Genomic DNA, 25,327 nt, shown 5'->3' on the forward strand with positions numbered 1-25,327 from the left:
GTCGTCAAGGCAGGCTCAGGCAGCGCGGATGTCCGCAAAGGCCCTATTCAAGCGGCTGCTGCGCGTCCGTCAATGGGAACGGGCGGGGCAAAGTGTCGCCCCGCCTCTTCTCACACCCTTGCGGCATGGTGCCTCAAGCGACGACGGGCCTTGGGCGCACCAGCGAATAAAGCGCCCAGATGCTCGTGATGACCAGCAGCGGGACGACGATGATGACAATGCCGTAAGTGACGCCCAATTCACCAGCGATGGCAGGCACACCGTTTGCGATGGCGTGGTAGTTGTCGACCAGGAGATCAAACAGGCCGACCACGTTGAAGGCGACCACGAAGAACCAGAACAGGGGCCGGATTCTCGTACTCAGCAATGCAAACAGGGCAAGGACACCGGTTGCGAGGTCCACGTACGCCGCAAAGACGGCGAAGTCAGGTGGCAGGTGATAGCCGGCGACCCCGGGCACGATAAAGGCCAATCCGAAGAACCGGAAGCTGTGCAAGGTTGCGATGGCGCGGTGGGCATCAAAGCGGTCACGGGCGTGCAGCCACGGCAGAATGTAGGTGCGGAAACACAGGAACCACGCAACGTAGCCGAGCACAAGGCTGATTTGGAAAACGGTCTGGACTGACATGGGAATCTCCGGGAGTCGATTGGCTCCGTTTTAGTTTTGATACGCCAGTTCAGACAAGGTCGTCTGCTCCGACATTCGGCTGCCGTTATCACCAAAGCGTCCATACTCGCTTCCACTGAAGCGCTTGCCCCCTACCCGGCCAACTGTTTGCCGTCGAGCGCCAGGCATGCCTCCATCAGTTCGCCCATCATCGACTGGAGCGTCTCCCAGCGCGACTGGCCAAAGTCGGCGGCCAGTTTTTTCTGCACGTGGTTCCACCGGCGACTGCCTTCGACCAGCACGGCTCGTCCGGTCGGGGTGAGTGCCACGGTGCGCAGGCTCGGACGACGCCCTGCCCCGTCCGTGACCGAGAGCCACCCGTTCCTGACCATGGGCGCAAGCGCCCGGTGCAAGGAGGTGCGGTCAAGCACCATGATTGATGCGAGTGCGGAGAACGTGGGAGCCGGATTCAGGGAAGCCTCGCGCAAAATGCCAAGCTGGGAGGCCGTAAGCCCCGCGTCCTGGAGCGCGTTGCCGTAGAGCCTGCTCAGTGCCCGACCTGCCCTGCGCATCAGGTCACACGAGCACGCTTCGACGGCGGCCTTTGCGGGCTGGGGCGGGCGTGATGGGCGGAGCGACGACGGCATTGGGATTCCGGGGTATGGAGAAATGCCGGACATCGAGTGCGGCTGGCCTGCCGGCTCACGATGGCAGAGCGACGCGCACACGGCTTGTGCCGCACGAGGAAAATTGCCCAATCCTGCGGCGGTTTTTTGCGGTTTGGACGCCATGCCACCTGCTCCGGCAAGGACCGGGATGAAGCCGCCACGTCCCTGCCTGTCTCCCCAGGAAAGGCGTGTTTTCCGACATTTCCCATACGACGAGGCGAAGGCTGTCACCCGGTGGCGTTGACGTCCGCGTCAAAACCACCCTCCTCGCCATTGGCGGCGGCTCTGTGCAGGGCATCCCACAGCAAGTCTTCGTCACCGTCTGCGAGCAGCTCGAGAGGTGAGCGGCCGCCGAAGGCGCGCTGGTGGGAGGCCATCCAGCGCGCGGCCCGGTGTGAATCGCCGAACTGCTCGATGAGCAAAGACGCAAGGAGACGTTTTTGCGCGCACAGGGAATCGAACGCGTCGTCGATGGTCTTTTGCCGCTCGACCCGCAGCCGCTCGAGGCTGCCGGCGAGTCGGGAGAAGACCGTGGTGGTCGGAGTCATGGCGCACCTCGTGCAGGTGTCGTCCCGCATTGTCATCCTGTTACGGCCGCGAGGACAGTGGAGCGGCGGGGCGTCGTGTGTCCTGGTCGCCGTTGCAATCGAGACTCGTCCATCAGGCGCAGGAGCGCTTGTCCGATCCGATCCCTTTTGCCGTTCTCGCGTGCGCGTGTTGGCCAGGCGTCTTGCGCGAGGGGGCTTCTCAGGGCTGCCCCGCCGCCTTGCCGAGAATGATGGCCCGGATGTTGGGCCGGAGCGCTGCCCACTCGTGCGGGTACCACTGGGTCGGGTCCGAGTGGGCCAGCAACATCCGAATGCAGGTGCGATGCCGGTGGGTTGCTGCGCGGAGCAACGCTTCGGAGCGGTGGGCCGTTGCGTCCGAACGGGGCAGCAAGAGTCGCAGCGCCTCGGCGTGCCCACGGTGTGCCGCGTGGAGCAAGGCACACGAGTGCTGGCCTGCGATATCAACTTCGGGGTCGCTGAGCAGGAAAAGGATGATGTCCGTGCGGCCATCCCATGCCGCGTCGTGGAGCATTCGCTGTTTTTGGTGGTTCATGGTGGCGTCCTTGCCGATGGGTGTTTTCAGTCAAGCAGATTTTCGCGGTTCGTCAAGCGGCCCCGGGGCCGCATTGCCGCCGGGCGTCCCGCCAATGCCTCCCTCGACTTGCCAAATTTTTCCAATCCGTGCCGCCGGGCGCCGTTGCACCCGTTTTTGGCTGTTACATTGCCAATGACCTCCAATGGCCCCTGGCTGCATGCCCAACCAACGCCAACCCCACCTCGCGCGCCTCGTCGACCGCAGCATCAGGGCCAGTACCCTCCTCATCATCCTGATGACGCTCGCCGGCATCGGCACAACGGTGGGCCTGCTGTGGGCCGAGACACGCATCGCGTCGAGCTATGAGGTCATCGTGGCCAACGATGCCGTGGCAGACCAGGTCCAGTCGATGCGCCTGCGAATGGGCGCCTGGGTTTTGCGCGGTGACGAATCGTCGAGGGACGACTGGAAGCATCTGGCGCAACAGGCGTCTTTGAAGGCAGGGCAATTGCGACAGATGCCGGGGCCGTCCGCCCAGCAACCGCTGATTGATGCCATCGTGTCCCATCTCGACGAGCGCATCGGTGCGGCCGTTCCGCTCCTCGCCCTTTCCCCTGGCAGCGGGCCCGAGCGCGAGGCGTCGGCAACGATGCTCATGGGCCACGGGTACCAGGCAAAAAATGCCGACCTCGCCCGTGCCCTTGATGCGTTGTCGACCTTTGAGCGCAACGAGCTTTCTTCCCTGCAGATGCGCCAGCGGGTGATTTTGTCCGTTTCCGGCCTGAGCCTGGCCGCCCTGGTGGTCTGGTCGGTTCTGACCATGCGCCGCTCACGAAAGACCGCACGCGTGCTCATCGGTGAATTGCGGGACGCGTTTGAAACCATCGACCGCAGTCGTGCCGAGCTTGTTGCGTTTGCCGATGCGACGCCCCTTGCCGTCTTTCACCTCGACCGGTGCGGTGTCCCCATCTGGCTGAACGCAAAGGCCGGCGCGCTGGCCGGGGCGCATGCCGGAACGGCAGTGACGACCGCCATGCGCCACGCCGTCCACCCCGACGACTGGCCCCGCGTCGAACACGCCTGGCAGGCCCTGGTTGAAACCGGCCGGCGGTTTGACGAGGTGTTCCGGTTTGTGTCGAGTGACGGTACACGGCTTTGGACACGGACCCACGCCGTGGCAGTGCAAGGGACGGACGACATCACCGGCTTCGTCGCCGTGATGCAAGACATCACCGGCGAGCGCGAACTGCAAGACGAGCTGTCCCAAAGCCGCTCGAGGATGCGGCGGATGACCGACACGGTTCCTGCCCTGATGGCACGCCTCGACGCGACGGAAACGTACCGCTTCGTCAACCGCACCTACACCGCCTGGTTTGGCGACGCCGCACCTGTGGTCGGCACCACGCTGCGCTCGTTTCTCGGGGTGACTGCCTACACCCACCTGTCTCCTGCCTTCGAGCGGGTGCGCGCCGGGCATGCGGTGCGACTGGAAATGCGTCACGACAACCTGCACGGCCGCGCCTTTGTCGGCGACGTCACCTATACGCCCGAGTTTGATGCGGACGGCCGCTACTGTGGCTTTTATGTCCTCGTCACCGACATCACCGAGCGAAAGCGGCTCGAAGAGAGCCTGTTTGCCGCCAAGGAACTGGCGCAAGTGACCCTCGACTCCATCGGGGACGCCGTCATCACCACCGACGAACGGGGTTTTGTCACGTTCCTCAACCAGCGCGCCGAGTTGCTGCTGCCCAACGCCGTGCGCGCCCGCGGACTGCCAGTCGATGACCTCGTGGTCCTCTCCGACACGGTCGGTGACCGGCACGAAACGGCCTTGCGCCGCGCCATCGCCGAGCAACGGGTCGTCGACATGCCCCACCCCCGCAAGCTCAGCCTTGCCGACGGGTCGAGCATGGATGTGGAAGACGTCGCCGCACCCATCCGCGACCGCGAAGGCCGCGTTGTGGGCGGCGTGCTCGTGTTGCGGGACGTGTCGGTGTCCCAGGCGGTTGCCGCGCGCATGCGCCAGCTTGCCGAATCGGACGCGCTGACCGGATTGCCCAACCGCCTCGTGTTTGACCAGCGCCTGCGCGATGCGCTCACCCGTTTGCATCCAGGCGACACCCTGGCCGTGTTGTACATGGACCTCGATGGCTTCAAGGCGGTCAACGACGCGCATGGCCATGGCGCCGGCGATGAGCTGCTCCGCCAGATAGCCGACGTGTTTTCAGGCCTCGCCGGGTCATCCGACACGGTCTGTCGCCTCGGCGGTGACGAATTTGTGGCCCTCCTTGCCCCGCCGGTGTCGACCCGGGAAGCGCTCGCGCTTGCCACACGCTTTGTCGATGCTGCACGCGAGCCTTTTTTCTGGGCCGGGCAAATCCTGTCGGTGACCTTGAGCGTGGGCGTGGCTGTTGCGCCCAAAGACGGCACGGACCCGCTGGCTTTGCTCAGGCAGGCGGACGGCGCCCTTTACCTCGCCAAGGCGTCGGGCAAGAACAAAGTCTGCGTGGCCGACGCGGCAAAACCATCGGGGACTGGTTGACCTTACAATCGGCCGAACCGAACACGGGACAACCATGGTTCCAATCCTTCCCCGCTGGGTATGGCGCTGGGGCGCGTTGCTGCCCGCGGTCAGCGGCGCCACCAACGCCATCGCCCTCATGGCGCTGCACAGAGGCGGCGTCACGCACCTGACCGGGGTGTCCACGGAGGCGGCCATCGGTATCGCGCTTGGCGACGCGGGCATGTGGGTCCATGCGCTGCTGGTCATTGCCGTGTTCGTTGCCGGATGTGTGCTCAGCGCCTGCTTGGTCGGCCCCACCCGCTGGCAAGTCGGGCCGCGTCACCGCATGGTGTTCATGGTCGAAGCCGTGCTGTTGGCCATGGGCGCCCTGGTGTTTGACACCCATGTCGCCGGGGCCCTGGTTGTCTGTGCCTTCGCCATGGGTTTGCAAAACGGGCTCTCGAGCGTCACCACGGGCGCGTTGCTTCGCACCACCCATTTGACGGGCATGCTCACCGACCTTGGAACAGCCGGCGGACTCCTGGTCCGGGGCGAGGGTGCTGACGGGCGCCGGATGCGGCTGAGTCTGCTCGTGTGCACCTCGTTTGTTGGCGGCGCACTTGGAGGTGCCCTGCTCTTTCGGCAGGCAGGCGGCCACGCACTGCTCGTGCCCTCTTGTCTTGTTCTGGCGGTCGCCCTTGCCCCGGCGTCACGTGCGGCGGAGCGCACCGACCCATCGACGAACCCGGCTTTGCCTTTGGAAAACAGCCCCGATGGCCCATAACCCTGCGCCGGACTCTGCGACACCCGACGCGTCAGCCGGGATGCCCGGCCCGGGGGCTCCCCCCAACGCCGACCCCTTGCGCAAGCACGACGACATGCTCGGGCTCATGGGCGCCATGCTGCGGACGCTGCCGGCCATCGGTGCGAGCATGCTGGGGGTTTCCGCCTTCTTGCTCATCGCCGGCGCGGCCTATTACCAGGCGTTGCTCGACGCGTTGCACGCGTCCTTTGCGCTCGACGCCGTCTCTTACGTGGCGATGATTCGCACCGGGGGGCTCAACGCGCTCGTGTTTTTGCTGGCCACGGCCCTGGTGTTTACCCTGACCGCCGGTGGCGTGTTGTCCTGGCGGGGACTCAAGGGCGGTCTCGTTTTCGCGTGCGTGGTGTGGGTGCCCACGTTTGGTGCGCCGTTGCTGTGGCCGGTCCTCGCCCAGGGGCGCACCGGATACTGGCTCTTGCTTTCAGCAACGGTCGCCATGGCCTACGTCGTGGGCCTGTCGCTTACCGCACTGGTTGTCTGGCGGCCGGCTCCGGACAAAGACCGGCGCTGGCTGTTTTTGGTAGGCGGACTGATGGCGCTGGTCATGCTCATCGCCATGCCGATGATTGAAGGCACAAGGGACGCCACACGCGTGCTTTCGGGCAACGCCCGCCAGTACCACCCGGATGTGTGTCTCAAAGACGACCCGGACCACACCTGGCGGCTTGTGCGGTCGCTCGGCGACAGCTACCTCGTGCTCTGGCCGGACGCGTCATCCGTGCGGCTTCGCCTCGTGTCCCTCGACACCATCACGTCCATCCTGGTGACGCCGGCGGCCCAGCCCGGCGAAGGTGGGCCGCCGGTTCCCGCATGCCGGCGTTGAGACCCCGGCCCGGGCTAGAGGGCAGCCGGCGCACCGGCGAACGCCAGGGCTGCCGTCTGTCCTTCTTCGAGCACCTGTCGCGACAGCGCATCGTCGTCGACAGCCCGCGACAGCTGGAGCACGCCTGCCATCAGGCCATAGAGCACCATGGCCCTTGAGCGGGCGTTTTTCTTCGGCATCTGCGGCCACTGGGCCGCGAGAATGTCGACGATGTTGGCCATGCCGTCGGTAAAGGCCTTGCGCACGGTTGCCGGATAGCGCGCAATCTCGCCGGCCAGACTCGATGTGGCACACCCACTGGCCATCTCGTCGCGATGGCGCACCGACAGATACCCCTCGATGATGCCCGGCAGGCCGCGTCCGGCGTCGATGTACAGATTGAGGTTGTCGACCCGCTCCTGGAGCGCGTGGGTGATGGCCTCTTCAATCAGTTCGTTTTTCGACGTGAAATGGTTGGAGAACGCACCATTGGTCAGGCCCGCCGTTTGCATGATGGACGCGATGCCGTCATCGAGACCGTGTGCACGGAAATTGCGCGACGCCGTCTCGATGATGTGGCTGTGGGTCTTCTCCCGGTGTCCTTTCGAGTAACGCATGAGCAAAGTCCTCAGCGGTTGAGTGCGACGGTGTCGCTGGCGACCGGTGCATTCCAGCCACCACCGAGGGCGCGGAAGGCAGCGACGGCCGACCGCGCGTCGTCGGTGTGGACACGGGAGAGCAAATCGCGGGATGCGAGCAACTGGCGGTCTTCGTCCAGGACTTCCAGCAGGCTCACCGCACCGCCGGTGTAGGCATCCTGCGCGGCATCGCGGGCACGGGTGTGGGCGCTGACCTCGTCGGAGAGCAAGGCATGCTGTGCTTCGAGTTGCGTCAGGCTGACGATGGCGTTTTCGACGTCTTCCGTTGCCCGCAACATGGCGCTGCGGTATTTGGCCATGGCTTCGGCATTGGCCCCTTTTGCCTGGCGAACCTCGGCGTCAACGCGGCCGAAATCAAACAGGCGCCAGTGCAGACCGAGTGCGGCCTGCGGCTGGAAGCTCGAGCCGGCCAGCAGCTTGCCGGAGTCCAACGACGCAAAGCCCAGGAGTGAGGAGAGCGACACCGACGGGTAGTACGCGGAGACGGCCACGCCGATTTTGGCGTTGCTCGCAGCAAGGGTGCGCTCTGCGGCGATGACGTCGGGGCGACGGCGGAGCAAGGATGCCGGACCGCCCGCTGCATCGATGGTGGGGACCACGAAGGTGTGCGTGGCGTTTGACGTCTCGGCCGCATAGGTCCCGGGCGCTGCGCCCATCAGCACGTCGAGCCGGTTGAGCTGGATGGCAAGCTCTGCCCTGAGCGGCGGAATGGTCGCCTTTGCCTGGAGCAGCAGTGCTTCGGACTGCGCCGATTCACGGGCTGTGCCGACGCCGTGTTCGGTGCGAAGGTGCACGAGATCCACGAGGCCCTGCTCGTTTTTGATTTGCTCTTCGGCAATGGCAATGCGCTCTTGCGCACCCCGGACGCGGAAGTAGGCGTCGGCCGCCTCTGCGGCAAGGGACACGCGAACGCCGGCGTGGGTCGCTTCGGCCGCTTCGAACTCGTCGCGGGCCGCTTCTTCGCCCCGACGCAGGCCGCCGGCAAGGTCGAGCTCCCAGCTCGCACCCGCACCGATTTCCTCATAGGTCTGGTTGCGGTCGTAGCCGGGGAACTGGCTTGCAATCTTGCCGAGCGGACTGCGCTCGGACTGGCGGAGCCTTGCCGCTGACCCGTCAAGGCTGCCTTGCGGGAGGCGGCCTGCATGTTCGTGCTCGACCACGGCGCGGGCCTGGTCGACGCGGGCGGCGGACGCGGCAAGGTCGAGGTTTTCGGCCAGGACGCGGTTGATGATGGCCTCCAGTTCCGGGTCATCAAAGCCGGTCCACCATGCATCGAGGGCGGGAGCCGGGCTCGCACTGCGTGCCTGGAGTGCGTCCTGGTTTTGGAAGGCCGGCGTGGCGGACAGGGTTGGCTTGACGTAATCGGGACCCACCGTGCAGCCGGCAAGAACGACAGTCATGAGGAGGGGGAGAAGTTTAGTGCGCATCGACGGAGGGTCCAGTGGGCGGGGCGACCTTGCGCATCAGCGGCACGAGAAGTGTCGCGATGACAAAGCACACCATGATTGAGAAGAAGGCATCGCTGTAGGTCATGGTCTGGGCTTCGCGGAAGGTCAGCTGCCAGAGGTTGCGCAGCGCCACCGTTGAAGTCTCAGCACCCTGGTCGATGCTGTAGAGGAAGCTGTTCATCGTCTCGTTTGAATAATTGAGATGGTCGGCAAGACGGGCAAAATGCAGGTTGGTGCGGTCATTGAGAATCGTTGCGCATCCGGCGATGCCCATGGCACCACCGAGGTTTCGCATGAGGTTGAACAAGCCCGACGCCTGCTTCAGTTTCGACGGCGCCAGTCCACCAAGGGTCAGCGTGACGACAGGCGGGACCGACATCTGCTGGGCAATGCCACGAAGGGCCTGCGGGAAGAGCAGTTCCGTTGCGCTCCAGTCGTGCGTAATCGGTGTGAACTCAAACATTGAGAGGGCAAACAGGCCAAGGCCAAACATCAGCAGCCAGCGCAGGTCCACCCGGGTGGCAAGGAAGGCATAAAGCGGGATGGAGAGGATCTGGAAGATGCCGGTGGAAAACACCGCCTGGCCAATCTGCAGCGCGCTGTAAGACTCCACGCGACCGAGAAACAAAGGGGTCAGGTAAATGGTGCCGAACAGGCCAATGCCGGTGACAAACGAAAACAGGCAACCGAGCGCGAAGTTGCGGTCCTTGAGTGCCCTCAAGTCGACGACCGGATGGGCAGCCGCCAGGCCACGCCAGACAAAGAGGACACCCGAGACCACGGTGATGTAGGCCGTCGTGCGGATGACATCGTCTTGCAGCCAGTTCCAGCGCGGGCCCTCTTCCAGGGTGTACTCAAGGCAGCCAAGGAACGTGGCAATGAGCGCAATGCCAATCCAGTCACCGGTCTTGAGAAGCGCCAGGTCCGGTTCGTCAATTTTCACCAGCAACGGAACAACGATGGCAACGAACACGCCCGGGACGAGGTTGATGAAAAAGAGCCAGTGCCAAGAAAAATGGTCGGTTATCCAGCCACCGAGCGCCGGCCCGATGGTCGGGGCGAGGGACGCGAGTGCACCAATCGTTGCAGCGGCGACCACGCGCTGCTTGCCCTCGAAAAAGACGAACACGGTGGTAAACACGAGGGGGATCATTGACCCGCCCAGAAAGCCCTGGGCGGCGCGGAAGACAATCATGCTCTGGATGTCCCAGGCCAGACCGCACAGAAGGCTCGTCAGCGTGAAGCCTGCAGCAGAGATGGMAAACAGCCAGCGGGTGGAAAACACGCGGGACAACCAGCCCGACAGTGGAATGACAACAATTTCTGCAATCAGGTAACTGGTCTGAACCCACGAGGTGTCGTCCGCGCCCGCCGACAGGCCACCGCCGATGTCACGCAAGGATGCAGCAACAATCTGGATGTCGAGCAGTGCGATGAACATGCCCACGCACATCGTGGCGAAGGCAAAGAGCTTTTGGCGCGGGCTGAGGCGGGACATGGCGTTCATTGCTTGGTGTCCACGCTTGCGGTGACCGACAGGCCCGGACGCAGCACACCGAGGTCACCGTCGGTGCCATCGAGGACAACACGGATGGGGACGCGCTGGACGATTTTGGTGAAGTTGCCCGTCGCGTTTTCCGGCGGCAGGATGCTGAACTGCGAACCGGTGGCGGGCGCCAGCGACGCGAGGTGGCCGCGGAAATGGCGGTCGGGCATTACGTCGGCCCGCACTTCGACCGCCTGACCGACTTTCATGCGGGCAAGCTGGTCTTCCTTGAAGTTTGCATCCACCCACAGACCGTGGGCGGGCACCACCGACACCATGGGGCTGCCGGCCGAAGCGAAGATGCCAACGCGGGCCCGACGGTTGCCGATGGTGCCGTCGACCGGGGCGCGGAGTTCGGTGTAAGACAGGTTCAAGCGGGCCACGTCGAGTTCTGCCTTTGCCTGGGCGAGTGCAGCCTCCACCTGACCGCGCTGGGTGTCGATGACGTCAAGCTGGCTGCGTGCGGCCGCTTCGCCGGCGCGCGCCTTGTCACCCGCCGCCTGCGCCGTCTGGAAGGCGGCCTTCGCACGCTGGGCGCTTTCAATGGACACTGCAGAGCGGCCGGAGAGTTCTGCGTAACGCGCGTCGTCGAGCTTTGCGCGGGTGCTTTCGGCCTGGGCACCCGATACCCCTGCCCTTGCCTCGGCAATCACGCTCTTTTGCAGCTCGCTTGTTGCGTCGAGATTGCGAAGGCTCGCTTCCTGTGCCGCGACAGCGGCTTGGGCCCGGGCGACTGCCGCGCTGTAATCGCGGGCGTCAATCTGGATAAGCAAGTCACCCTTGTGGACTGCCTGGTTGTCGGACACCAGCACTTTTTCGATGTAGCCGGCGACCTTGGAGCCGACGATGGTCACGTCGCCGCCGACGTAGGCGTCATCGGTCTCCTGCACGAACCGGCCATCGACCCACCAGTGAACACCATAGGCGACGAGGGCAAGGGCAATGGCCCCGCCGAGGATGAGCTTGCGGGAACCAATACGTCGCTTGGATGCGACAGGAACATCAACGACTGCGGACACGGGACACCTCTTGGCTTTGAATGATGGCCATACTTTCATGGCAAAACCCCGTGCAAACAAGGGTTTTGCCTATGCGTTTTTGTGCTAACACTTATCCGTCAGGCCGGAACCACCCGGCTTTGGCGCTGATACGGCGCCTGGCCGTACGGGGCCGGGGTCGCGAAAGAGAGCCTGCGAAGGTCAGGCCACAATGCCCACCGTCGAGACGACGGCGCCAGCGGCCCATGGCACCTGCGGCCCTTCCAGCAGGCCGGCCTTTGGTGCGGGCGCGTCGAAGGTCCGAACCAGAGTGCGAACCGGGTCAATCCAGACAAGGTTTCCCGCCAGCGCGCGCTGGAACTCAGTGCTTTCGCGCACGGAGTGACCAGCATGTGTATCCGAGACCGCGTCAGTGTCGACGACGTGGACGAAAGACCCGGGTACGAGGATGCGGTTGGCGAGCACGTAGCAGGCCCGCTGGACGTGCATCCGGTACCGGTCAGGCGCATGGGGCGGCAACGCATCCGGGGCCATGCCGAAATGGGTCGCCAGGCGTTCTTGTGACGCGCCCATGTTCCAGCAGACGATGGCGTCAGCCCAGACGCTGGTCGTGACACCGGGCGCCAGCGCCAGGAAATCGCCAGACACAAGCACCGCATCGCACTGCGCACTCGCACCCTCGGCAAGCGACTTTGCTCGAACCGCGGTCTGGCCACTGGTCGCGAGCCGGCGCATGCAGGCGTCCAGCGCCGCTTCATCAGCCTCGACCGCAATGACCCGCTTGCCGGCCTGCAGCAATGCAAGTGTGCCCTCTCCGCTTCCACATCCGACCTCAAAGACGCGGTGGGTGCCAAAGATCTGGCTGGCCATCCACGCGTACGCGCCCGCTGATTCCAGTGCGCAAGCACGCCTGGCCCATTGCGCGAGGAACGTCTCGTCGGTGGGAGGAATATCGGGCAAAGCGCGAACGGGCATGGCGTGTTGTCTCCCGCAAACTGTTGACAGCCGCAAACGACATCGGCCCGGTCTAGCGACAGCGGAGAAAGCGGCGTTGCACGAAGCCGTCTCGCGTTACGAGACGAGCGGTTGTCGCCCGGCCCGGGGCAGTACAGCGTTGATGGAGGCGCGGCGCCGGCTCACGCCGGGACACGGATGCGCTCAGTAGCCGGGCGACGCGGCAAGGCTAACGCGCCAGCAAACAAACGCCTTGAAGCTGTCGAGCAACTTGTCGCAAAAATACCACGGCATGTTGCGTCTGATGGTCATCGATACCCCGAAGACGAAGTCTTCACAGTTTCGATTGTTTTGGGCAATTGTTGTTGCGCCAGACAATCCGGTCTGTACCTGCCCAAAGAACAATGCCTCCCGCCATTCCACATCCGGACCAACCCACGTGAACGCGCTCTCCCCGCTTGCCTTATTCACCACCTTCCACACCGCCATGAGCATCATCGCCCTCCTTATCGGCCTGCCGGTCATGGCGGCGATGCTTCGCGGGCACGATGCCCGGCGGCTCGTCAGCTGGTTTCTGGTCACCGCCCTTGTGACGACCCTGACCGGCTTTCTTTTTCCGTTTCACGGCTTTACGCCCGCCATCGGTGTTGGCATCGTGTCGACCGTTGTGCTCGCCGTGTGTCTTCTGGCCCGCTACGGCATGCACCGAAAGGGAGGCTGGCGCTACGCCGACACCATCACGCTTGTCTTGACCGAGTACTTTTTGATCTTCGTCGGCATTGCCCAGTCGTTCCTGAAAGTCGCCCCCCTGCATGCCCTCGCTCCCACTGGCCAGGAAACCCCGTTCAAGGTCGCCCAGGGCGTTTTGCTGACTGTGACGGTCATCGTGGCCATCGTCGCCGTGCGCCGCACGCCGAAAGTGATGACGTCCGCGCCGCTTTCACCGCGGCGCTAGACGGCGCGTCTTCGGGTGCCGTCACGGCTTCGGCGTGAAAGTGGTTTCACGCAAGAATGATCGGATTGCGAAAGATTGAGCGAATCAGGCAAGCGGACTACTCCGCCGCTCACAGACGATGGAGGCTCGCTGGTCCGTTTCCGACCGGGGGGCCTTTTTCATGTCCACAGACGCCATCGCACATCGCTTTCGAGTCAGAATCGCCCCGACCTTGCGGTCGAGCACGCCCTGCAAGTCGCCGATAACGATATCGCGCATCGCGTGCGACGAGCCCGAGCACGGTCCCTCGCGCCCGGTCGCTGTTGAGGACGCCTACGTCGCGAGTGTGGCAGTGGCCGACCTGGTGTCGGCTGAAATCCGCATCCACGGCAAGACGGTCCAGCGCGGGGGAAGCCCGCCGGGGGGCCTTTACCTGTTTAACCTGCAGACTGACCCCATCTGCCACTTCCATACCGCCTTTGATTTCGTACGCTTTTACATTTCCCGCGCAACGCTCGAGCGTCTGGCGCGCGATGCGGAAACGCCAGTAACCGGCTCGCTTGAACGACCCACATTCGGCGCGCTCGATCCCGTTATCTTCAATCTCGCGCAGGCAGCCCTGCCTGCCCTTGGCCACGCTGACAGCGCAAGCCAGCTCTTTGTCGATTACATCGCGCTGGCCTTCCACGCGCACCTTGTCCGCCGCTACGCCGGCCCATGCCTCGACCTTCGGCGGACACGACCCGGTCTTGCGCCTTGGCAGATGCGTCTTGCCACCGAGCTCATCGACTCGAGCCTTGATGGAAAGCTGTCCATCGACGCGCTGGCCCGTGAGTGCCATTTGTCGCAGAGCTATTTTTCCCGCGCTTTCGTCCAGACCCTCGGCATGCCGCCACACCGCTACCTGCTGCGCCGACGTGTCGACCGGGCAAGACAGCTGCTGGAAGAAGGGAAGAGCTCGCTCGCTGAAATCACCGTCTTGTGCGGCTTCGGAAGCCAAAGTCATTTCACCCGCGTGTTTACAGCGCTCGAAGGTGTCTCACCTGGCCGATGGCGCCGGCAAACGGTGCACACGTCAGACGCGAGCGAATCGCGAACGCGGCAGTGAGATTCCGGTGGAATGCAGCCAAACGGTTGCATTCGTCCTAGGCGAACTTGGCTGTGCTGTTTACGCTGCCCTGTGACTTTTTACCAGGGCTGCACGATGAGCGGCAACGCACGAAAGCGCGTGGCGGTACTTGACGATTTCCAGATGCAGGCTCAAAGCCTCGCCGACTGGCGGGACATCGAGCAGCGTGCTGATGTGGAATTTTTCTGCGACCACGTCGACGACCCCGATGCGCTGGTTGGTCGTCTTACGCCCTTTGACGCGGTGTGCGTGATGCGCGAACGCACCCTGCTGACGGCGGCGGTGCTCAAGCGCCTTCCTCGCCTGCGGCTGATTGCCAGTACGGCACCGCGGAATGCCGCCATCGACATGGACGCGGCGAGCGCCCTTGGCATCGAGGTGGTCCACACCGGATATTTCTCATCGCCGACCATTGAGCTCACGCTCGCCCTGCTCTTCGCCTGTGCTCGAAACATTCCTCTCGAGCACAACAACGTCCAGGCGGGGCGTTGGCAGACCACCGTCGGGGCCGATTTGAACGAGGCGACCCTCGGCATTGTCGGGCTTGGCAACATCGGCCGCGAGGTGGCCCGTGTAGCGCTTTGCCTCGGGATGACGGTGATTGCCTGGAGCGAAAACCTCACCGCCGAAGATGCTGCAAGCCACGGCGTCAAGGCCGTCTCGCGCCAGGCGCTGTTTGAACAGTCGGACTTCATCACCGTCCACGTGCAGCTAAGCGAGCGGACACGGAGTCTGGTCGGACCACAGGAATTTTCCTGGATGAAGCCGGGTGTGCGCCTCATCAACACCTCCCGAAGCGCCATCGTCGATGCTGACGCGCTCTGGGATGCATTGACGTCTGGCCGCATCGCCGGTGCTGCCATCGACGTCTACGACACCGAGCCCCTGCCCCCCGACGACCGCCTGCGGCGCGCCCCCTCGAACCTCATCACAACGCCGCACATCGGATACGTGTCCCGCGCACTCTATGAGCGCTTTTATGGCGACACGGTCAATAACCTGACTGACTGGCTCGACCGCGAACGCGCCTGACCCCAACCGGAGAACGCCATGAGCACCTCACTTGCCGGCAAGACGGCCCTTGTGACCGGCGGCAGCCGCGGGATCGGTGAAGCCGTCGCGCGGCTGCTTGCCGCGCGCGGCGCGGACGTGGCCGTCACCTACGCGTCAAGCCGCGAACGGGCAGACAGCATCAGTGAGGAGCTCGTGGCCCGCCAGAAAATTCGTTCGCGTGCCTACCGCGCAGACCAGGGAAACCGGGAAGACATCGAAGATGTCATCACACGTGTGAGCCGGGACTTCGGACGGCTCGATATCCTGGTCAACAACGCGGGCATCATCGATTTCGGTCCCATTGCCGAAGAGGCCAATGACGGGCGGCTGGAGAAGGTGTTTGCGGTCAACGCGCAAGGCACCCTGTCGACCATCCGTGCGGCAGCCCGCGTGCTACAAGACGACGGCCGCGTCATCTCCATTTCTTCTGCGTCCGCCACCCGCGTTGGCACACCGGGCCTTGCCGATTATGCAGCGAGCAAGGCGGCGGTTGAAGGCTTTACCAAGGCCGCCGCGTGGGACCTTGCCAGTCGTCGCATCACGGTCAATGCCCTGTCAGTGGGGCCTGTTGAAACAGACATGAACCCGCTAGACACAGACATTTCTGGCTGGCTCAAGGCGCTGACTGCCCTGGGCCGGTATGGCCGAGCAGAGGAAATCGCTTCCGTCGTCGCCTTCCTCGCTTCTCCCGAAGCGAGCTTTGTCACCGGTGCGGTCATCGCAGTCGATGGCGGCATCAACGCATGAGGATCATCATGAACACCAAAAGCATCCAGCGCGTGAGCTTCGACACGGGCCTCGTTTACAACAGGGCCATTGCCGCCTTTGAAGACATCATCAAGGCCTGGGATCCAGCAGTCGAAGAGCAACTCGTGGGGGCGAAGGCGCCATGGCCGGAACTGCAGGCCTACGTCCACGGGCTTGCCGGCTCGCTTGGGCTCATGCGCTTTCACAAGGTCGACCAGGGCGCCATCACGTCCCTGTCGGGTCGCACGAAGGAATGCGCGCTTTACCTCGTGGGCAACGCCGAAACTGCAAACGGCATTCTCGACATCGACATCCGCGCGGCCATGTACGTGCCGTTCCGTGTAACGCTGTTCACCCCGCCGGACATGACCACGGCGACCATCATGTACGACCTGCCGTCGTCGTTTCTGGCCCAGCTCGACAACCCGGCGCTCGACGCCCCGGGCAAGGGCCTCGACGGGCACATGGACGAGGTCGTCCAGCGACTCATGGCCGCCGCCCGGGCGTGAGATGAATGGGCGGTCGCTTCTGTTCGGTTTCAACTGCTACCTGGCTTCAGTGGCAGCGCTCTGGATTGCATTTTCTTTTGAGCTGCCAAACCCATGGTGGGCGGTCATCACGGTGTTCCTCACCAGCCAGCCCTCCATCGAGGGTGCCGTGTGGGCGAAGGCCGCGTTCCGCGTGGGCGGCACCGTCATCGGGCTTGTTGCCGCACTCGCCATCATTCCCACGATGGTCGACGCTCCCGAGCTGATGCTCGTTGCACTCGCCACCTGGCTTGCGGTTTGCGTGTATGTCTCCTTGCAAGACCGCACGCCACGCGGTTACCTGCCTTTGCTGGCCGGCTACGGCGCCATCCTCGTTGGCCTTCCTGTCATCGACAATCCCGTCAACATCTTCACCACCGCCGTCGCGCGCACGGAAGAAATTCTCATCGGTGTCGTTTGTGCGTCCGCTGCCCACGGGCTCATCTTTCCCCGGAGTGTCCATGGCGTGCTCAACGCCAAGGTCCATGCGGCCATCGATGGCGCCAGAGGGGCCATTATTCGGGTCATCGATGGCACCACCACACCGTCCGACGAGCTTGACCGCTTGCGGTTTTCCGCCGCAACCATCGATGTAGCCCTGCAGGCGTCCGTGCTTGCGTTCGAGCCACCGAGAGGGCAGAGCCGGGCACCCGCAGCCCGCGCCCTTGCCGAGCGGCTCGCCGCGCTCCTGCCCCAGTTGTCCGCCGTCGATGACCGCCTCCACCAGCTGCCAGCCGGCCGACGCAGCCGTCCCTTGCGAGGATCCCTCCATGCTGCACGGATGTGGTTTTCCGGTGACGGGCTCGATGCTTTCGCCATCCGCGCACTGGAAGTCCAACTCCGCGCGGCGGCACCAGCGGCCAACGCGGCCACGGACTGGTCGGGCCTCGTTGAAATCAGCCTTGCCGAACGCCTGTGCGAGCTCGCAGTCGCCTGGCACGAATGCCTGCATCTGGCCCATGCCCTTGCCACCCCCGACCAGCCGCTGAGCGCAACCGCCTCCCGTCTGGTCGTCCACACGCCCGTGCTGAGCCTGCATGTCGACCAGGCCGTGGCCGGGTGGTCTGCACTCAACGCCGCCCTCGCCGTGCTGGTCTGCGGGGGACTGGCGCTTTGGATCCAGTGGCCGCCCGCCACTGTTGGCATCGGCATTGCCGCCGTGCTGACGTCGCTGTTTGCCGCCTTCGACGACCCAACCCCCATCATGCGCAAAATGCTCGTGTGGACACTGGTGTCCATTCCCATTGGGGCCGTGTACGTGTTTGCCATCTTGCCGCTGGTCGACGGGTTCGTTCCCCTCGCCATCGTCCTGTTTCCGGCCATTGCCGTTCCCGCAGCAATCATGACCGTGCCCCGGCATGCACTCCGTGCGCTGTCGGTTCTGCTTGTTTCCACAACGGTCATCGGCATCCAGCCGAGCTATCACGGGGACATGGAGGCCTTCGCCAACCTTGCCCTGTCGTCGTCGCTTGGCACGACAGTGGCCCTGTTGCTGACGCAGGCCGTGCGGGTCATGGAAGGCCAATGGGTGGCGCGCCGCATCAAGCGCTCGGGTTGGCGCGATCTCTCCCGCCTCGCGCGCCGGCCACCCGAGTCCGTCATCCCGTTTGCCATGCGCATGCTCGACCGGGTGGGCCTGCTGCTGCCGAGAATTCCGCCAGCGTCCCGGGTGGCGGCGGGCAGCCTGCGGGATCTCCGGATCGGCGTGGGCCTGAGCGAACTGATGGCCCTCGGACCCGTCATGGATGAGAGCGGTCTGCAGGGCCTCGTGCGCCTGCGCGAGTCGCTCGGCGCTTACTTCGACATGCTCGCCGTCAGGCCAGACACGCCCACGCCCACGCACGTGACCGACGCGCTGACGTCAATACAACCGGCCGTTTTGTCATTGATGCCCTACCGCACGCGGCTGCGCGCGGTATCGGCATGGGTGGGTCTGCGCCACACGCTGACAACCGGAAACCGCCTTGACCGGTGAGTGGGACATTGGCGGCGTGTTTCTCCACAGCGCGCTGGTGACGGCGTTGCTCGCGGGCGCCGTGCACCTGCTGGTCCGCTGGGTTCTGGGACGCACCCATGCGTATGCCTGGATGTGGCATCCGGGGCTTGCCGATGCTGCGCTTTTCGTCATTCTCTGGGCCGGCGTCGCCGCCGTGTTCCCCCGCTGACTCCCTCGACAGGCGACGCATGAATCCCACCTTGCAAGGCACCATCCGCGTCATCGTCACCTTGCTGGTGGTGCTTGCCGCCTGCCTCGCAGGCTATTTCCTGTGGCAGTACTACAAGGTCGACCCCTGGACCCGCAACGGACGCATTCGCGCCGACACCATCCAGATAACCCCGGACGTCACGGGACTGGTCACCGAAGTCCACGTCCGGGACAACCAGAGGGTCCGGCGCGGACAACTTCTGTTCGTCATCGACCATCCCCGCTTTGCACTGGCGCGCGCGCAGGCCGAGGCGAACGTGCACTCAATGGACATCCAGATTGACCAGGCGCGGCGTGAAAACGCCAGAAACCGGCATCTTGGGGATCTGGTGAGCAACGAGATGCGCGAAGAGAGCCAGATGAAGGTGGACACACTCACAGCCAACCGCGTGCAGGCCAAAGCTGCGCTCGATACTGCCGACCTGAACCTTGCCCGCACCGACGTGGTGGCACCGACGGACGGCATTGTGTCGAACATCGAACTCCAACCGGGCGACTACGCCACCGCTGGCAAACCGGTCTTCGCCCTCATCGACACGGCATCCCTGCGGGTAGAGGGGTATTTTGAGGAGACGAAAATTCCCCGCATTCACGTGGGTGATGCGGTCGATGTCATTTTGATGGGCGAGTCGACCGTCCTGCATGGCCGCGTCCAGAGCATTGCCGGCGGCATCGAGGACCGCGACACGGTCAGCAGTCCGAGGCTGCTGGCCAACGTCAATCCCACCTTCAACTGGGTGCGCCTCGCCCAGCGTATTCCAGTGCGTGTCACGCTCGATGCAATCCCGGGCAGCGTTCTGCCCATCGCAGGGCGCACAGCGACCGTACGCATCCGGCAGGCTGCCAACCGGTGTCCGAAGTGAGGGGCTGGCGACTTCTGGTGGCTGCAACCCTGGCAGGGATTGCCGGGTGCACAGTGCTCACGCCCGACTACCGACGTCCCGCCGACGCGGTGATGGCACGGCCGGACGTCCAGGGGGCCTTCCGCGCGAATGCCAATCCCGCCATCACGGCAGCACCCGCCATCGACCAGTGGTGGCGCCTGTACAACGCCCCGCAGCTCAACGGGCTCGTGAGTCGTGCCTTGACGGCCAACACGGATCTGCGGGTCGCCCTGGCGAATCTCGCGCGTGCACAGGCCGGGCTTGACGTGTCGCGGGACGCGCGCCTGCCGCAAGTGGGCTTCCAGGCATCCGGCAGCTACGCGCGAGATTCCGCCGAGGAACAGCTGGTCGCCGGCCCCTTGCCCAACGAGCGCATCTACGCGCTGGGGGCATCGGTGTCTTACCAGGTGGATTTGTTTGGCCAGGTGCGCCGGTCGATTGAGGCTGCCAACTCCAACGTCGATGCCGCGCGGGCCGCCGAAGCGGCCACCCGCATGACGGTGGCTGCGCAAACCGTCCAGGCCTTCATCGGCGCGTGCGCGGCTGGCCGGGAGCTGGTCGTTGCGCGCCGGGCCATCGACATCCAGCTGCAGGCCACGCGTCTGGCAAGCCGCCAGTTCAACGGTGGCCGCACCACTTCGCTCGATGTGACCCGGTCGACCACGCAGGAAGAACAGCTCCGCTCCACGCTTCCGGTGTACGAAAGCCGACGAAAGGAATCGCTTTACCGGCTGGCGGTGCTGACCGGGCTTCCCCCCGCGCAGTTCCCGCCGAATCTTGCCGACTGCAGCCAGGAGCCCACCCTCGCCCAACCCATCCCCACCGGCGACGGCCGCGCCCTGCTTGCACGGCGCCCGGATATTGCGCGGGCCGAAGCGGAGCTCCACCAGGCGACCGCGAACCTTGGCGTGGTGACGGCGGATCTCTACCCACGCATCTCTCTCGGGGCGTCGGGTGCATCAGTGGGCCTGATGAAGAATTTCAATTCGGACGACACGTACAAGTTCTCCATCGGCCCGCTTGTTACCTGGCAGTTTCCCAACCGTCGCCGCGCAAGGGCGACCATCGCAGGCGCACAGGCGCAGATTGATGCCGCCTTCGCACGCTTTGACGGCGCGGTGCTCGACGCGCTCCGCGAAGTCGAGTCAGGACTGACCACCTATGGCGACGACCTGCAGCAGCTTGCCGGCCTGCAGGCCACGGAGCGCAGTGCACAGCGTGCCTCGGACGACGCGCGGCGCCTGTTTTCGGCGGGCCGCAGCGGCTTCCTCCCGGTTCTGGACGCTGACATGAGCCTGCTGTCCATCCAGCAGTCGGTTGCTGCACAGCAGACCCGGGTTGCCGCCGACCAGGTGCAGGTGTTTCTTGCATTGGGAGGGGGATGGCCCGCACCGCCGCAAGCTCAGCCCTGAGCGGCAAGCATCCGTGACGCGGTCTCCGCGGCAAGGTCGATTTGCACCCAGTGTCCCGCGTCAAGAAAGTCGAGCGTGACATGTTTGAGGTGTGCCCTGATGTCTTCTGCGACGCCGGTGTTGAGATACGGGTCGCGCTGTCCCCAGACGAGGCGCACGGGAACATCGAGCTTCTCGAGCTCACCGAGTCGTTGCCCGTTTCGGGCCGCCTCGGCACACAGCTCACCGGTCATGTGCGCAAACGCGGTCGCGGAGCTGGGCTTGCTCCTGAAATTCGCGTCAATGAGGGGACCGAGAAACTCCGCGTAGCGCGACTTGTGGTCGTCAGCCAAGTCCCGCTGGAACGCCGCACGCTGGACCTGCAACACGAACGCAAAGTGTTCAGGCTCCCGCAACATGGCCTGCGACAGCGCCTTGAGGCTTTCCGTGGCAAAGAGCTCGATGAACTCCGGATACCGGATGGTCGGGGAATTCCAGTAAACCGCGTTGAGCACAACAACGCCTGCGACATGGTCTTTGTGGTCGAGGGCATAGTTGAGCGCAGCTGTGCCGGACGAGTCATGGGCAACGGGCACGACCTTGCCGAGGCCGAGTCCGACAACGACCGCGTGGAGGTCGTCGAGTTGCTGGCGAAAGCTGTATTGAAAGCCTTCGGGCTTGTCCGAATCGCCAAAGCCGAGAAAATCAAACGACACCACCTCGCGGCCAGCGGCCACCAGGTGGGGAATGAGGTCGTCGTAGATGTGCTGGTTGTCGGGGAATCCGTGCATGAGGACAAACGCGGGCCCCTCTCCCGGGAACCGCCGCACCGACAGCGCGCCTCCGTCGCGATTTACACGGATATTGTCTGCAACCGGCATCGACAGCGATTTGGCCTGACCGTTCATGGGCGTCTCCGATGGATGCCCCATGGTGCGTGGATAGACGTCGTCGGGCTTGGATGACGACAACGTTTTTTGACAGAACGCCTGGAAAAGCGCCTATCGCGCCCGGCAAATGATGCCGAGCTGGTAGCCGAGGACCGCGGCATGGGTGCGGTCGCGTGCACCTAGTCGCGTAAACAGGTTCTTGAGGTGAGCCTTGACCGTCTCGAGCGAGATGCCGAGGTCTGCAGCAATCTGCCCGTTCGTGCGCCCAAGGCCCACGCATCGCAACACGTCGACTTCGCGCAAGGTGGGAACATCATGGCCCGCGCGCCCCCAGCGCTCCGCGTCCTGCACGAGCGCACCGCTGTGGACCTCATGGACCAGGCGGCCGAGTTCTTCTTTGGATATGCACACGTACACGCAGGCAGAGGCGCCCGCGCGAACGGCGAGCTGGGCCTGCATCGTGCGGCCGGGGTCCACAAGGGCGATGACTTTCGGCTTGTCTGCCTCCACACGCAGCCGCCGGATGACCTCAAGTCCGTCGACCTTCGGCAGCCGCAAGGAAAGCACCAGCACATCGGGTCGGAGCGTCGATGCCAGCAGCAAGGCCTCGGCACCATCTGCGGCCTCGCCCGCGAGCGAGAGGCCGGACTCGCCAGTGACGGCCACAGCAAGGCCCCTGCGGGTGAGGGGATGACGGTCGACGACGAGCACGCGAACGGAACCGGGAGTGTGGCTCATGGGGACAGGGCAGTTGAGCATCCCTCACTTCGCCATGAGGACGTGGTCAAGTCAACAGTTTGGACGGATCAACCACGATTGAGGGTGGTTTGAGGCAAAAGGGTTGTCCCCACACAAGCGCGGAGGCACTGGCTGGGACGACAGTCTCACGGGCCGTTCACGCGTCAACCTCTCGAGCCTACCTTTCAAGGACACGCCATGAGTGCATCCAATCCGCCCCTGCCCCGCCGCCGCTTTCTCGCTGACGCCACCAAGGCCTCGGTCGCAGTCGCCGGCCTCGCCGCCGGTATTGGTGGCACCTTCGCTGCACCGGAAGCGCAGGCCAGGACTGTCACCGATGTTCCGGGCCGCTCCGCGTCCAACGGCGACTACCTGACCGTCAAAGACGGCACGCGGATTTTCTTCCGTGACTGGGGCACAGGCCCGGTCGTGACCTTCTCGCACGGCTGGCCGCTGACGGCGGATGCGTGGGACGCACAGATGCTGTTTCTGTCGGCGCAGGGCTTTCGCGTTATCGCCCATGACCGGCGCGGTCACGGACGCTCGAGCCAGCCGTGGACCGGCAACGACATGGACACGTATGCCGACGATCTGGCGGCACTGCTCGATGCGCTCGACGTGAAGAATGCAACGCTTGTTGGTCATTCGACGGGTGGCGGGGAAGTGGCGCGCTACATCGGCCGACACGGCACCTCACGTGTGTCGAAGGCGGTACTCATCTCGGCCGTGCCGCCCCATATGGTGCAGACGGCAACCAATCCCGTTGGTGCCCCGATGTCTGTATTTGACGGTCTTCGTGCCCAGGTGGTCGCCAACCGCACCCAGTTCTTCAAGGACCTGGCGGTGCCGTTCTTTGGCTACAACAAGCCAGGCGCCAAGGTGTCGCAAGGGGTCATTGATTCTTTTTGGGCGCAGGGCATGCAAGCGTCGGTGAAGGCTGCCTATGACTGCATCAAGGCTTTTTCCGAAACCGACTTCACGACCGACCTGCAGAAGATGACCATCCCCACGCTCATCATCCAGGGCGACGCAGACCAGATTGTGCCCATCGGCATTGCCGCAGAACGCCAGGCAAAACTGCTGCCCAAGCCGACGCTGAAAGTCTACCCGGGCGCCCCGCACGGGCTCTGTGTCACCGAGGCCGACAAGGTCAACGCGGATCTGCTGGCCTTTCTCAAGGCCTGACCGCATCCGGGCGGAGCCTTTGTGCTTCGCCCTTCTTGAGGAAACGGGCGATGGGCAGTCTGCTGGCTGCGGCGGTGCGTGTGCATGGCGGCATGGACCGCTGGCAGCGCATCTCCGCGATTCGCGCCACGGCATCAGTGCTGGTTGGCCGGCCGGGGCGAGCGCGGGCCGAGATGCAGTTTGACCTCATCGCAAGCACGCGCGTGCCCGTCTTGTGTCTCGCCCAGCGCGTCAGCGGCGGCCTAATCAGCAGCTTTCGCAACGGTATCCTCTCTGTGCACGAGTCCGACGGCGTGAGCCCGGTCACAGCCCCTCCGGACACTGACGCCGCGCACACCGCCTGGCGCGTCTTCGACGCCAGCGAGGCCATCTGGTTTGCGCTCAATGCCCCGTTTGTCTTTGCAGCCGACGCGTTTGTCAGCGCAGATGACGGCGAAGCCAGAGCGCGCGTTCGCCGGGTGGTCGTTCACACCCCACCGGCCAACGGCATCGCTGCGCTGTCCGCAACGGCGATGTTTTCCGCACAAGGCGTGCTGCGTGCCGTGCACCTCCGACGGAGCGAGCCTGTCTTCACCTCGGTCTCAATGTCGGCCTACGCGTTGCAAGAAGGGTTGCTGATTGCCCGCCACCACCGCGTTCGCATGACGGGGGCACCTTCGGGGTCGCACGCGTCATCGGTGAACGTGTCGTTTGACGCTGTCCGGTTCGACTAGCGGCACACTCAATCCGATGCCTGCCCTTCATGCGTGCTTCTTGCCCGAAGCGTTGGCAGCAGGCCACGCTCGAGGGCGAGCAGCACCGCCTGCGTACGGTCGACAGCCCCCAATGCGCGGAGCACCAGTTGCATTTCGGCGTTGATGGATGACACCGACAGAGACAACCTTGTTGCAATGGTGCTGTTGGGAAGCCCTTCGGCCACCAGTTGCAAGAGGACCCGTTGCCGGGATGAAATTACGGGTGGCAATGCGCCTCCGCCGGGCAAGCCCTCGATACCCTTGCTCACATATCGCCCGCCCCCTGCCAGCGTGGCAATTGCCAAAGCCGCCTCCTCTACCCCATCGGCGCGCAGCACCGCGCCAGCGACCGTCGGGTGCTCCATCAACCCATGCGGCAGCGGTGTCACGGGGGATGCGACGAGCAGGAGCCGGACTCCCGTCTCTGCAGCAACCGGAACGAGCAGGTCGAGCCCACCCTCCCCGCGAATGCCGACGTCGAGCACTAAGATGTCGACGTGGCTGCTGCGGAGTTGCCTGACGGCCGACGGCACGCTTCCCGCTTCACCGCTCACACGCACAGTCGGGACGTTTGCGACGGCCTCGGCAAGACCGCGCCGCAACAGCGGTTGACGGTCGACCAGAAGGACGCGTTTTCGTTCGTCAGGCAAGGAAGTCACGGTTTGATGAAATTACGGAAAGAATGAATCATGGCGGGTGTTTTCTCCTGCGTCTTGACGATGTGCCTGGACATTTGGCTCCGACGGTCAAAAATGGTGCGCAGTTTCAGGCAAAAGTCGTAGCAGCGGGCAAGCACTCCGAACGGTCGGGACCGAGGA

General features: G+C 64.4%; 26 protein-coding genes. 14 read left to right on the plus strand and 12 right to left on the minus strand.

Annotation, left to right across the window (positions count from 1 at the left end):
• Positions 1–133 precede the first annotated feature (133 nt).
• The 4 genes from AC1DYM_RS16690 to AC1DYM_RS16705 all read right to left on the minus strand — a co-directional run bounded on the left by AC1DYM_RS16690 (position 134) and on the right by AC1DYM_RS16705 (position 2,376).
• Positions 134–628, minus strand: a complete 495-nt coding sequence (locus tag AC1DYM_RS16690; protein WP_477340209.1) for a hypothetical protein — start codon at positions 626–628, stop codon at positions 134–136.
• Between the two features lie 131 nt (positions 629–759).
• Complete coding sequence (locus tag AC1DYM_RS16695) at positions 760–999, minus strand: hypothetical protein (RefSeq protein WP_477340211.1); 240 nt, start codon at positions 997–999, stop codon at positions 760–762.
• A 503-nt stretch (positions 1,000–1,502) separates the two neighbouring features.
• Positions 1,503–1,823, minus strand: a complete 321-nt coding sequence (locus AC1DYM_RS16700) for an MbcA/ParS/Xre antitoxin family protein (protein WP_477340213.1) — start codon at positions 1,821–1,823, stop codon at positions 1,503–1,505.
• 199 nt (positions 1,824–2,022) lie between these two features.
• Complete coding sequence (locus AC1DYM_RS16705; protein ID WP_477340215.1) at positions 2,023–2,376, minus strand: ankyrin repeat domain-containing protein; 354 nt, start codon at positions 2,374–2,376, stop codon at positions 2,023–2,025.
• Between the two features lie 199 nt (positions 2,377–2,575).
• On the opposite strand from AC1DYM_RS16705, the gene AC1DYM_RS16710 reads away from it, so the two are divergent.
• The 3 genes from AC1DYM_RS16710 to AC1DYM_RS16720 are packed head-to-tail and all read left to right on the plus strand — an operon-like array spanning position 2,576 to position 6,507.
• Positions 2,576–4,900, plus strand: coding sequence for a diguanylate cyclase domain-containing protein (locus AC1DYM_RS16710; protein ID WP_477340217.1), 2,325 nt, complete (start codon positions 2,576–2,578; stop codon positions 4,898–4,900).
• A 34-nt stretch (positions 4,901–4,934) separates the two neighbouring features.
• Positions 4,935–5,645, plus strand: coding sequence for a YoaK family protein (locus tag AC1DYM_RS16715; protein WP_477340218.1), 711 nt, complete (start codon positions 4,935–4,937; stop codon positions 5,643–5,645).
• Positions 5,635–6,507: a hypothetical protein gene (locus AC1DYM_RS16720; RefSeq protein ID WP_477340220.1), complete on the plus strand. Its 873-nt coding sequence runs from the start codon at positions 5,635–5,637 to the stop codon at positions 6,505–6,507. The genes AC1DYM_RS16715 and AC1DYM_RS16720 overlap by 11 nt, the downstream gene beginning before the upstream one ends.
• Positions 6,508–6,521: 14 nt before the next feature.
• On the opposite strand, the gene AC1DYM_RS16725 is transcribed toward AC1DYM_RS16720, so the two are convergent.
• The 5 genes from AC1DYM_RS16725 to AC1DYM_RS16745 all read right to left on the minus strand — a co-directional run bounded on the left by AC1DYM_RS16725 (position 6,522) and on the right by AC1DYM_RS16745 (position 12,112).
• Positions 6,522–7,103 (minus strand): TetR/AcrR family transcriptional regulator, encoded by a 582-nt coding sequence (locus AC1DYM_RS16725; protein ID WP_477340222.1) that lies wholly within the window; start codon positions 7,101–7,103, stop codon positions 6,522–6,524.
• An 11-nt stretch (positions 7,104–7,114) separates the two neighbouring features.
• Positions 7,115–8,572: an efflux transporter outer membrane subunit gene (locus AC1DYM_RS16730; RefSeq protein ID WP_477340224.1), complete on the minus strand. Its 1,458-nt coding sequence runs from the start codon at positions 8,570–8,572 to the stop codon at positions 7,115–7,117.
• The gene (locus AC1DYM_RS16735) at positions 8,562–10,100 is read right to left on the minus strand and encodes a DHA2 family efflux MFS transporter permease subunit (protein ID WP_477340226.1); all 1,539 of its coding nucleotides are present in this window, start codon (positions 10,098–10,100) and stop codon (positions 8,562–8,564) included. The genes AC1DYM_RS16730 and AC1DYM_RS16735 overlap by 11 nt, the downstream gene beginning before the upstream one ends.
• Positions 10,097–11,218 carry an HlyD family secretion protein gene (locus tag AC1DYM_RS16740; RefSeq protein WP_477340228.1) on the minus strand — a complete coding sequence of 374 codons (1,122 nt, stop codon included), beginning with the start codon at positions 11,216–11,218 and terminating at the stop codon, positions 10,097–10,099. The genes AC1DYM_RS16735 and AC1DYM_RS16740 overlap by 4 nt, the downstream gene beginning before the upstream one ends.
• A gap of 120 nt (positions 11,219–11,338) precedes the next feature.
• On the minus strand, positions 11,339–12,112 hold the full coding sequence (locus AC1DYM_RS16745; protein WP_477340230.1) for a class I SAM-dependent methyltransferase: 774 nt from the start codon (positions 12,110–12,112) through the stop codon (positions 11,339–11,341).
• A 232-nt stretch (positions 12,113–12,344) separates the two neighbouring features.
• On the opposite strand from AC1DYM_RS16745, the gene AC1DYM_RS16750 reads away from it, so the two are divergent.
• The 9 genes from AC1DYM_RS16750 to AC1DYM_RS16790 all read left to right on the plus strand — a co-directional run bounded on the left by AC1DYM_RS16750 (position 12,345) and on the right by AC1DYM_RS16790 (position 20,983).
• Positions 12,345–13,046 carry a hypothetical protein gene (locus AC1DYM_RS16750; RefSeq protein ID WP_477340232.1) on the plus strand — a complete coding sequence of 234 codons (702 nt, stop codon included), beginning with the start codon at positions 12,345–12,347 and terminating at the stop codon, positions 13,044–13,046.
• A 160-nt stretch (positions 13,047–13,206) separates the two neighbouring features.
• Positions 13,207–14,133, plus strand: coding sequence for a helix-turn-helix domain-containing protein (locus tag AC1DYM_RS16755; protein WP_477340233.1), 927 nt, complete (start codon positions 13,207–13,209; stop codon positions 14,131–14,133).
• A gap of 96 nt (positions 14,134–14,229) precedes the next feature.
• The gene (locus AC1DYM_RS16760) at positions 14,230–15,186 is read left to right on the plus strand and encodes a D-2-hydroxyacid dehydrogenase family protein (RefSeq protein WP_477340235.1); all 957 of its coding nucleotides are present in this window, start codon (positions 14,230–14,232) and stop codon (positions 15,184–15,186) included.
• A gap of 18 nt (positions 15,187–15,204) precedes the next feature.
• Positions 15,205–15,954 (plus strand): SDR family NAD(P)-dependent oxidoreductase, encoded by a 750-nt coding sequence (locus AC1DYM_RS16765; RefSeq protein ID WP_477340237.1) that lies wholly within the window; start codon positions 15,205–15,207, stop codon positions 15,952–15,954.
• An 8-nt stretch (positions 15,955–15,962) separates the two neighbouring features.
• A complete protein-coding gene (locus AC1DYM_RS16770) occupies positions 15,963–16,463 on the plus strand; it encodes a hypothetical protein (protein ID WP_477340239.1) in 501 nt (166 codons plus the stop codon).
• Position 16,464: 1 nt separating this feature from the next.
• Complete coding sequence (locus tag AC1DYM_RS16775) at positions 16,465–18,456, plus strand: FUSC family protein (RefSeq protein WP_477340241.1); 1,992 nt, start codon at positions 16,465–16,467, stop codon at positions 18,454–18,456.
• Positions 18,446–18,646, plus strand: a complete 201-nt coding sequence (locus AC1DYM_RS16780; RefSeq protein WP_477340243.1) for a DUF1656 domain-containing protein — start codon at positions 18,446–18,448, stop codon at positions 18,644–18,646. The genes AC1DYM_RS16775 and AC1DYM_RS16780 overlap by 11 nt, the downstream gene beginning before the upstream one ends.
• A 19-nt stretch (positions 18,647–18,665) precedes the next feature.
• Positions 18,666–19,550 carry an efflux RND transporter periplasmic adaptor subunit gene (locus AC1DYM_RS16785; protein ID WP_477340245.1) on the plus strand — a complete coding sequence of 295 codons (885 nt, stop codon included), beginning with the start codon at positions 18,666–18,668 and terminating at the stop codon, positions 19,548–19,550.
• A gap of 17 nt (positions 19,551–19,567) precedes the next feature.
• Positions 19,568–20,983, plus strand: a complete 1,416-nt coding sequence (locus tag AC1DYM_RS16790) for an efflux transporter outer membrane subunit (RefSeq protein ID WP_477340247.1) — start codon at positions 19,568–19,570, stop codon at positions 20,981–20,983.
• On the opposite strand, the gene AC1DYM_RS16795 is transcribed toward AC1DYM_RS16790, so the two are convergent.
• Positions 20,974–21,870 (minus strand): alpha/beta fold hydrolase, encoded by an 897-nt coding sequence (locus AC1DYM_RS16795; protein ID WP_477340249.1) that lies wholly within the window; start codon positions 21,868–21,870, stop codon positions 20,974–20,976. The genes AC1DYM_RS16790 and AC1DYM_RS16795 overlap by 10 nt on opposite strands.
• Before the next feature lie 93 nt (positions 21,871–21,963).
• Positions 21,964–22,563: a response regulator transcription factor gene (locus tag AC1DYM_RS16800; protein WP_477340251.1), complete on the minus strand. Its 600-nt coding sequence runs from the start codon at positions 22,561–22,563 to the stop codon at positions 21,964–21,966.
• Between the two features lie 225 nt (positions 22,564–22,788).
• Between AC1DYM_RS16800 and AC1DYM_RS16805 the strand changes: the two genes are divergently transcribed.
• Positions 22,789–23,775 carry an alpha/beta fold hydrolase gene (locus tag AC1DYM_RS16805; RefSeq protein WP_477340253.1) on the plus strand — a complete coding sequence of 329 codons (987 nt, stop codon included), beginning with the start codon at positions 22,789–22,791 and terminating at the stop codon, positions 23,773–23,775.
• A gap of 50 nt (positions 23,776–23,825) precedes the next feature.
• Positions 23,826–24,488: a hypothetical protein gene (locus AC1DYM_RS16810; RefSeq protein ID WP_477340255.1), complete on the plus strand. Its 663-nt coding sequence runs from the start codon at positions 23,826–23,828 to the stop codon at positions 24,486–24,488.
• 8 nt (positions 24,489–24,496) lie between these two features.
• On the opposite strand, the gene AC1DYM_RS16815 is transcribed toward AC1DYM_RS16810, so the two are convergent.
• Positions 24,497–25,159 carry a response regulator transcription factor gene (locus AC1DYM_RS16815; RefSeq protein ID WP_477340257.1) on the minus strand — a complete coding sequence of 221 codons (663 nt, stop codon included), beginning with the start codon at positions 25,157–25,159 and terminating at the stop codon, positions 24,497–24,499.
• Between the last annotated feature and the right edge of the window lie 168 nt (positions 25,160–25,327).

Source organism: Luteibacter sp. P1_D3 (assembly GCF_056406135.1).

What these genes read in the sequence shown, in the direction of transcription:
- AC1DYM_RS16690 (WP_477340209.1), bottom strand. Translation starts at nt 628, where the DNA reads ATGTCAGTCCAGACCGTTTTCCAAATCAGCCTTGTGCTCGGCTACGTT.
- AC1DYM_RS16695 (WP_477340211.1), bottom strand. Translation starts at nt 999, where the DNA reads ATGGTCAGGAACGGGTGGCTCTCGGTCACGGACGGGGCAGGGCGTCGT.
- AC1DYM_RS16700 (WP_477340213.1), bottom strand. Translation starts at nt 1,823, where the DNA reads ATGACTCCGACCACCACGGTCTTCTCCCGACTCGCCGGCAGCCTCGAG.
- AC1DYM_RS16705 (WP_477340215.1), bottom strand. Translation starts at nt 2,376, where the DNA reads ATGAACCACCAAAAACAGCGAATGCTCCACGACGCGGCATGGGATGGC.
- AC1DYM_RS16710 (WP_477340217.1), top strand. Translation starts at nt 2,576, where the DNA reads ATGCCCAACCAACGCCAACCCCACCTCGCGCGCCTCGTCGACCGCAGC.
- AC1DYM_RS16715 (WP_477340218.1), top strand. Translation starts at nt 4,935, where the DNA reads ATGGTTCCAATCCTTCCCCGCTGGGTATGGCGCTGGGGCGCGTTGCTG.
- AC1DYM_RS16720 (WP_477340220.1), top strand. Translation starts at nt 5,635, where the DNA reads ATGGCCCATAACCCTGCGCCGGACTCTGCGACACCCGACGCGTCAGCC.
- AC1DYM_RS16725 (WP_477340222.1), bottom strand. Translation starts at nt 7,103, where the DNA reads ATGCGTTACTCGAAAGGACACCGGGAGAAGACCCACAGCCACATCATC.
- AC1DYM_RS16730 (WP_477340224.1), bottom strand. Translation starts at nt 8,572, where the DNA reads ATGCGCACTAAACTTCTCCCCCTCCTCATGACTGTCGTTCTTGCCGGC.
- AC1DYM_RS16745 (WP_477340230.1), bottom strand. Translation starts at nt 12,112, where the DNA reads ATGCCCGTTCGCGCTTTGCCCGATATTCCTCCCACCGACGAGACGTTC.
- AC1DYM_RS16755 (WP_477340233.1), top strand. Translation starts at nt 13,207, where the DNA reads ATGTCCACAGACGCCATCGCACATCGCTTTCGAGTCAGAATCGCCCCG.
- AC1DYM_RS16760 (WP_477340235.1), top strand. Translation starts at nt 14,230, where the DNA reads ATGAGCGGCAACGCACGAAAGCGCGTGGCGGTACTTGACGATTTCCAG.
- AC1DYM_RS16765 (WP_477340237.1), top strand. Translation starts at nt 15,205, where the DNA reads ATGAGCACCTCACTTGCCGGCAAGACGGCCCTTGTGACCGGCGGCAGC.
- AC1DYM_RS16770 (WP_477340239.1), top strand. Translation starts at nt 15,963, where the DNA reads ATGAACACCAAAAGCATCCAGCGCGTGAGCTTCGACACGGGCCTCGTT.
- AC1DYM_RS16775 (WP_477340241.1), top strand. Translation starts at nt 16,465, where the DNA reads ATGAATGGGCGGTCGCTTCTGTTCGGTTTCAACTGCTACCTGGCTTCA.
- AC1DYM_RS16785 (WP_477340245.1), top strand. Translation starts at nt 18,666, where the DNA reads ATGAATCCCACCTTGCAAGGCACCATCCGCGTCATCGTCACCTTGCTG.
- AC1DYM_RS16795 (WP_477340249.1), bottom strand. Translation starts at nt 21,870, where the DNA reads ATGAACGGTCAGGCCAAATCGCTGTCGATGCCGGTTGCAGACAATATC.
- AC1DYM_RS16805 (WP_477340253.1), top strand. Translation starts at nt 22,789, where the DNA reads ATGAGTGCATCCAATCCGCCCCTGCCCCGCCGCCGCTTTCTCGCTGAC.
- AC1DYM_RS16810 (WP_477340255.1), top strand. Translation starts at nt 23,826, where the DNA reads ATGGGCAGTCTGCTGGCTGCGGCGGTGCGTGTGCATGGCGGCATGGAC.